General features: G+C 36.5%; 7 protein-coding genes and 3 tRNA genes. 1 reads left to right on the top strand and 9 read right to left on the bottom strand.

Annotated features, from left to right (window positions below):
- A partial coding sequence (locus tag F5ESL0260_RS02380) for an IS3 family transposase (RefSeq protein WP_147444110.1) occupies window positions 1-94 on the top strand: 94 nt, incomplete at its 5' end.
- Window positions 95-141: 47 nt separating this feature from the next.
- Here F5ESL0260_RS02380 and F5ESL0260_RS02375 read toward each other — a convergent pair.
- The 9 genes from F5ESL0260_RS02375 to F5ESL0260_RS02335 all read right to left on the bottom strand — a co-directional run bounded on the left by F5ESL0260_RS02375 (window position 142) and on the right by F5ESL0260_RS02335 (window position 6,682).
- Window positions 142-840, bottom strand: coding sequence for a GntR family transcriptional regulator (locus F5ESL0260_RS02375; protein ID WP_122025740.1), 699 nt, complete (start codon window positions 838-840; stop codon window positions 142-144).
- Window positions 841-924: 84 nt separating this feature from the next.
- Window positions 925-2,037 carry a hypothetical protein gene (locus F5ESL0260_RS02370; RefSeq protein ID WP_122025739.1) on the bottom strand — a complete coding sequence of 371 codons (1,113 nt, stop codon included), beginning with the start codon at window positions 2,035-2,037 and terminating at the stop codon, window positions 925-927.
- Between the two features lie 371 nt (window positions 2,038-2,408).
- Window positions 2,409-2,480, bottom strand: a tRNA-Gln gene (locus F5ESL0260_RS02365).
- A gap of 7 nt (window positions 2,481-2,487) precedes the next feature.
- A tRNA-Tyr gene (locus F5ESL0260_RS02360) sits at window positions 2,488-2,569 on the bottom strand.
- 62 nt (window positions 2,570-2,631) lie between these two features.
- Window positions 2,632-3,813: an aminotransferase class I/II-fold pyridoxal phosphate-dependent enzyme gene (locus tag F5ESL0260_RS02355; protein WP_122025738.1), complete on the bottom strand. Its 1,182-nt coding sequence runs from the start codon at window positions 3,811-3,813 to the stop codon at window positions 2,632-2,634.
- Between the two features lie 155 nt (window positions 3,814-3,968).
- Window positions 3,969-4,679, bottom strand: a complete 711-nt coding sequence (locus F5ESL0260_RS02350) for a glycerophosphodiester phosphodiesterase family protein (RefSeq protein ID WP_122025737.1) — start codon at window positions 4,677-4,679, stop codon at window positions 3,969-3,971.
- A gap of 195 nt (window positions 4,680-4,874) precedes the next feature.
- Window positions 4,875-4,946, bottom strand: a tRNA-Gln gene (locus tag F5ESL0260_RS02345).
- A gap of 90 nt (window positions 4,947-5,036) precedes the next feature.
- On the bottom strand, window positions 5,037-5,552 hold the full coding sequence (locus tag F5ESL0260_RS02340; RefSeq protein WP_122025736.1) for a GNAT family N-acetyltransferase: 516 nt from the start codon (window positions 5,550-5,552) through the stop codon (window positions 5,037-5,039).
- A gap of 71 nt (window positions 5,553-5,623) precedes the next feature.
- A complete protein-coding gene (locus F5ESL0260_RS02335; protein WP_122025735.1) occupies window positions 5,624-6,682 on the bottom strand; it encodes an SEC10/PgrA surface exclusion domain-containing protein in 1,059 nt (352 codons plus the stop codon).
- Window positions 6,683-6,755 lie beyond the last annotated feature (73 nt).

Genomic DNA, 6,755 nt, shown 5'->3' with positions numbered 1-6,755 from the left:
TTACGTTTACTGGTTCAATCATATTAGAAGATCAAACAAACTAAAATACACGACCCCGATCAAATATCGAAATCGTGCATTGAGTCTTGCGTAATATTAAAATGTCTAACTTTTTAGTTGCACTTCATAATTCGGAGTTTTTTATTTGGCAAAGGTAAATTCAAAGCGATCCGCAACATAGTTTGCCCTTGTATATTCAAATGGCATGCCATTTGATAATTCAGTTACCTGCAAGCGCGTGATTAACGCTTCACCTTTTTTGGCATCAAGAAGTCTGGCCGAGTTTTCATTTGCAACGGCTGCAGAAATATATTCTGTTACACGTCCTACTTTATAGCCATTTTTTTCCAATGTCTGGTATAAATGTGAAGAAATATCAGCTTTTGACATATTTTTAACCAAGTTTTGCGGAATAGAAACGACTTCATAACAAATTGGAACATCATCCGCATAGCGAATACGTTCCATCCGTAGAACTTCCTGCTTATCATCCAGATTAAGACGCTCCATCTCCGATAAGGAAGGCTTACCAAAGCGATAGGATATTAGCTTACTAGAAGGTGTTTGACCATTTGCATGAGTTATATCAGTAAAAGACATAACGCCCGACATTTTTTCCTGCACTTTTTGATTGGCAACATAGGTACCACTACCAACCCGCTGCTCTAAAATGCCTTCATCTTCTAAAGTTTTAATTGCTTGACGCAAAGTCATCCGCGAGACGCCAAATTTTTGAGCTAATTGTCTTTCCGCTGGAATTTTACTACCAACTTTATAGTCATGATTTTCAATTTCACGTTTGATTTGATTATGAATTTTGATGTACATTGGTTCTTCCATAAATATACCCCCATTACACATCTTATATAATCTAAATTGGTCTACTTCGTATGATATGTTACAAATTATAATAAAGCAAGCTATTTATTTTTTAGTGGTCCATTTCATGCCCCATAAACGGAATTCTGCATTTTGTCCGCACTCCACCATAATTGAATCATCACTTGTTGCGATGACACTAGCATGCAAATGAGCCTGATTTTCGACAGCTAAAGTAGCTCCGTTAGAATTGAAAATCAGATCATGGCCCTCAAATTCTGCCTGATCACTAAGAACCAAAAAATACTCATATTCATTTCCGCCATTAAAAGTTGCCCGTCTAGAATTACAATTAACTTTATTTTGAAAATCAGCATGATTAACGATAACAGAATTATTCAGGGTGATTTGGGCTTCTCCTGTGGCAATCAAGCGGTCGATTCTACTATTTTGGATAATCACATGCGGCTCTTTTTCAAAATAAATACCGCCTTTAAACTCACTGCCAATAATATTAATCCAAGTTTTATCCGTGATGAACATTGCAGTATCTTCTTGTGACAAAAGCATACTGTTAAGCATATTTAGCCATGCTTGTCCCTGAATAAGCAGTGCATTCACAACAGTATTATTAATATCTAATTCCACATTTGACTTGCTAAAAGTATCAATACTGCCATGAATACGTGAATTATTAATAACAGCGGTGCCATGCCCTTCAAGCGCTAAGGCGCCAATGTCTTTCACAGTATTTTTAATAGTTGAATCATTCATCTCTAAGCGAAAATTAGAATCGGCAAATAATGACACAGAACCATTCATAACCACTGTTGAGAATAATTCCAAGGTGACTTTGCCATTGGCAGCAATAACCGCTGTATCACCACCAAAGCCCTTGACGATACAGTTGCGCAATGACAAAAAAGTATTAGCTTCGGCCGGAACGAACAAACTATTCGCATCAGTTACCGTGTTGATGCACAAATTCTCTAAATTAACAAACTGGCTGCCGGCATCAATATTGACAAAGCCTAATATTGTTGTGTCTTCTGGAAGATTACCTGTTCCCTTAATAGTAATATCAGATAAGAAAATTCCTGCGGGTAACTCATAAAATCCCGGCTCCAGAAGCAAAACATCATCTGCACGTAAATCATTTAAGGCATTGTGCCAGCTAATTTCTTTACCTCCAGCACCAACGCGCACAAGTCTTGACATATATTTCCCTTCTTAATAAAAGTTAGCTCTTACTATTGTACTATCATTGAAATGAAAATAGGTAAACTTTAACAACCAAATTCTTAAGATTTAAAAAATCATTTGCAATATTTTAAGATAAAACGCGGAATTATCGTTAATTGTTTGAGGTCAAGATAAATACCAGTTTAAACAGTAAAAATTGAGGGGTAATTCATTTGGCTGGCACGAAGCTAGAGCTTTCACTAAAATTTATGGCAGTCAGCCTGCGTTATAGCTAACAGGGCAAACAATTTCAGAAATAGAAGTCCCGTAACATTTATTGAAAACAGATATGCAAATAACAATTCTGAGCCGACAAAAAAGACGACTCACAAGAGCCGCCTTTTTTATTGGGTTAGCTGGATTCGAACCAGCGCATACTAGTACCAAAAACTAGTGCCTTACCGCTTGGCTATAACCCAATGACGATGGAGGAGGGTGGATTCGAACCGCCGAACTCAGAGAGAGCGGTTTTACAGACCGCCGCGTTTAGCCACTTCGCTACTCCTCCGTCACGCACGTTAATTATAATACCGAAAAACGTGCGCGATTGCAAGCAAAATTTGCCTAAAATTATTTCTTATTCTCTTTAACGAACTTTTCTAGTCGTTGAAGCCCCTTTTCAATTTGATCCATTGAAACAGCATAGGAGAATCTAATATAGCCTTCTCCGCCTTCACTAAAGCTGGAGCCGGCAGAAACAGCAACGTGAGCCTTGTCAACCAGCTCATAAATGAATTTATTATCATCTTGCTCAAAACCATCTGGTATTTTAGCAAAAATGTAGAATGCACCTTGGGGTTTAGCACATTCAAAACCTATTTTGGTCAATCCAGCATATAAAGTGTCACGCCGTTTTTGGAATTCTTCTTTCATTGGCAAAGAATCATCCATGCCGTTTTTAAAAGCTTCTTCAGCTGCATCTTGCATAGGAGTTGGTTCAGTAGTCGTTATTGCCTGGTGAATTTTCGCAATTTGTTGCAAAATATCTTTTGGCGCACAGACAATACCAATCCGGTAACCGGTCATGGCCCATGACTTGGAAACGCCGTTCATTAAAATTACTTGGTCATGCAATGATTTTTCCATTGACGCATGAGGTTGGTCATAGTTCAATTCACTATAGATTTCATCACATAGTGCAAAAATTGGTTTATTGCGAATAACATCCGCCAAAGCATCCAATTCATCTTGACTATACATTACCCCTGTTGGATTAGTAGGATAATTCAAAACCAGCATGCGAACCCGGTCACCATATTTGTCAATTACCTTTTGCAATTTTGCCGGGGTCAATTTGAAGCCATCATTTGATGTGTTTACTTTAACTATTTCAATGCCTTCATTAATTAAACCTGCATCACTCATATAAAGTGGGAACAACGGAGTAGGAACAACCATAATATCGCCAGGATTCAGAATTGCCATAACTGAATCAAAAATTGACTCAGTAACACCATTTGTAACCAAAACTTCAGTTTCGGGATCATAATTTTGACCATATTTTTTACTTAAAAATTGACTTGCTGCTTTACGCAAACCAATTGTTCCGTTTGAAGGAGCATAGTGAGAGTGATTCTCATCAATTCCCCTTTTTGCTGCTTCCTTAACGTGATCCGGTGTATTAAAATCAGGCTCACCTAGAGTAAATTTCACAACATCCGGAATTTTACTGGCATAATCCGCAAATTTTAAAATCGGATTAGAAGGGGATTCAGCCAGACCTTTTCGTACATATTTAATTAAATCTGCCATATTTTCACCTAACTTTCTTTTTAGTTATAAAAATTATACCTTTTAAAAAATTATTTTTCTACAATATTTTTTTAATTTCAAACTAATTTAGCAAAAAAAGGTCTTACAGCTAAATAAGTTAAGACCCTTCTAAAATTATTAGTTTTAATATTCGGTTATCCCTTTCCCTGTATTTGATCTCGTAATTTAATCATTAAAGGATAATTATTAGTAAAAATTCCCGCAACATGCTCTTGAAAATACTTCTTAGCTATTTGCGGGTCATCAACCGTCCAAATTCGCTCGGTAACTGCCTCGCGCGTTGGAAGCAATTTACCTGGATGGATACCAGCAAAATGATTATCTTTGACCAGCTTAGCTGAATTAACTACTTCTTCATCCGTTAAGTAACAATAAATTTGATTAGGATCAATTTCTTGACAGTTCTTCAGAGTGACATAGTCAAAGGATGAATAAATAATAGGATGCATAAAATGATATAGATAAGCCAAACTTAAAACGGTTTTTTCAATACCATGATAGTGAATGATTCCGGTTTTAAATTCCAAATTTATTTGAATATCTTGATTTTCAAGAAGTTCAAATAATTCCTGCAAAGTGGGTACGGGTTCACCGTTTGATAAATGTAATTTCCTCAGCCTTTTAAGGGTGAAGTCCTTGATATAACCGGTGCCATCTGTTGTACGGTCAACTTTTTCATCATGCATAACTACGGGGACACCATCTTGGGTCAAGTGAACATCAAATTCAACGCCTTCAGCACCATTTGCAACAGCATTACGAAAGCCTTCCATAGAATTCTCTGCAAATTTAGCAGGATAGCCTCTATGTCCAAATACTATTGTCTTACTTTTACCGTTATTCATATTTTTGTATTAGTTAAACCTCATCAAAAAGATAAACATTACAAACAAAACATAATGAGTATAATAAACCCATTTAGCTATTTTTTAAATATGAAAGACTAAAAAAGTAAAGAAATTTTGCAATGCATTTTGGGCAAAAAAAGACAGGTCCTTTACAGACCTGCCATTTTTCGGGTTGGGTGTTCGTAAGAACAATTGGGTTAGCTGGATTCGAACCAGCGCATACTAGTACCAAAAACTAGTGCCTTACCGCTTGGCTATAACCCAATACCATTTGAGCTTTTACTTGATTGCTCAACATTAAATAGTATAGGAAATTGTGTCTTGCAAGTCAAGTACAAAATAACTTTTTTCCCGCTATAAATTTAATTCATAGGCGTTTCTAGCGCCATTTTCAGTTTGGTCAACCTGAACAATCCCCCGATATTCAAAGCCTAAACCTTTTATTAAGCCCTGCATCCGCTTATTGACCGCGTGGGTATCAATCCGAAAATTACGAATGCCAAGCATGAGCCCGCGAGAGATTAAATTGGACATCATAAATTGGCTGAGGTGTTGCCCGCGAAATTTGGAACTAATGGCAATTCGGTGAATTGTGGCATATTGCTCCTTGTTATTAGACCAGGCTCCAGCTATTTCAGCATAGTTAGGATCCGGTGTTGTCAGCAAGACCGCGACACCTGCTATTTCCTTATTTGCTACGAGACAGTATGCGCGCTTAAGATTTATATCTTCTGTCAGTATTTCACGACTGGGCGTGCCATTCTGCCATTGGGGATTACCGTCTTTTTTTAGCAACGCTTTTGCTTCATCAATAATGGTCATGATCTGATCAAGATCTTCTTTTTCAGCCATCCGAATATAAATTAACATTTTTCTTACCCTACTTAAAAATATATAGAAATAATTGTAAAACAAAAGCAGCCCAATTACTAGGCTGTTTTTTACGGTTTAAAACCTTTATTATACTTTTTACTGTTAACTACATAGGTGGGAACGCTAATAAAATGCAGAGAACAAACATTGTCATTATGGGAAATACTGAAGCCATAATAGTTGTAATCTCCATCGTGAAGCGACCCTTGTGTATTAAACAAATCTCCAGCATGCTCCCATTCTTGATAGTAGCTTCTGTTAGATCGTTCCTCTTCTCCACTGCCAACATAACCAAATATCATTTGTTTTAAGCCAAAATAAACGCTTTTCTTTAATTCGGTCATAGACATTGTCTGACTAATATTATAAAAGCCGGCCATATCTTCGACAAAATTATCATCAAGATTAAGGCCATTAGCATGGCAAGCACGAACAATACCCGGAACATAGTGACTATCTTTAATAGTCTTATTATTCTTACTATATTCCAAGGCAATATCAGCCGCTAACTTACCGGTTCCATTACTTTCAACCCAAGGTGACAAATTTAAGTCACTCCTAGCTTCATTAATAAGACGAAGTGAAAAAGCAGTTAGATCGCTAATTTGCTTAGGTGTAAGCTGATTTAAGTCAACTTGAGTCAAATCATCAGCTTTACTTTCAGACACTTTAAGGCGGCTGAAATCATTAGCTTTCATCCCTCGCATTGAGGCATTGATAAAATTCTTAGTAGGTTTGCCTTGATAAGCGAGCAGCAATTCGCTTTTAGTGTAACCTTTTGGTAATTTCATTTTTGCCTGAGTATATACTCTGGGGAAACTTTTCTTAACGACTTTAACATCCTTAGCTAAAATCCAATGAGAATTGTTACCGATTTTATAAGCAGGTCTTTTTTTCTTACCAATTTTTTTCTTCGCGCTATATGGATAGCTATATTTAGCTTTTGCATAAAAATTAGAATGCTTTCCAGATATTTTATATAGGCGAACTTTCTTCTTCTTTTTAACTTTAACATAGCCCTTAATAGTGGCTGCTGCTACTTGTTCAGTCCCGCCTAGAGTTAATCCTGGAATGGTAATTAAAAAAATAATATTAACTACGGCAATAGCAAATTTGCTTTTCTTCATATTCTTCCTCGAGAGTTACTCTTAAATTGACTCTTTATGGTACAAACTCAATTCTAAACTTATTATGAAAAAA

The organism is Lactobacillus sp. ESL0260 (genome assembly GCF_003692935.1).
GTDB classification, from domain to species: domain Bacteria; phylum Bacillota; class Bacilli; order Lactobacillales; family Lactobacillaceae; genus Lactobacillus; species Lactobacillus melliventris.
The sequence above is the reverse complement of the archived record's forward strand: the minus strand, read 5'-3'. Positions and strand labels throughout refer to the sequence as shown.

Bases quoted from the DNA above. Each gene is read 5' to 3' on its own strand.
- F5ESL0260_RS02370 (WP_122025739.1), bottom strand. From the start codon at position 2,037: ATGTCAAGACTTGTGCGCGTTGGTGCTGGAGGTAAAGAAATTAGCTGG.
- F5ESL0260_RS02355 (WP_122025738.1), bottom strand. From the start codon at position 3,813: ATGGCAGATTTAATTAAATATGTACGAAAAGGTCTGGCTGAATCCCCT.
- F5ESL0260_RS02350 (WP_122025737.1), bottom strand. From the start codon at position 4,679: ATGAATAACGGTAAAAGTAAGACAATAGTATTTGGACATAGAGGCTAT.
- F5ESL0260_RS02375 (WP_122025740.1), bottom strand. From the start codon at position 840: ATGGAAGAACCAATGTACATCAAAATTCATAATCAAATCAAACGTGAA.
- F5ESL0260_RS02340 (WP_122025736.1), bottom strand. From the start codon at position 5,552: ATGTTAATTTATATTCGGATGGCTGAAAAAGAAGATCTTGATCAGATC.
- F5ESL0260_RS02335 (WP_122025735.1), bottom strand. From the start codon at position 6,682: ATGAAGAAAAGCAAATTTGCTATTGCCGTAGTTAATATTATTTTTTTA.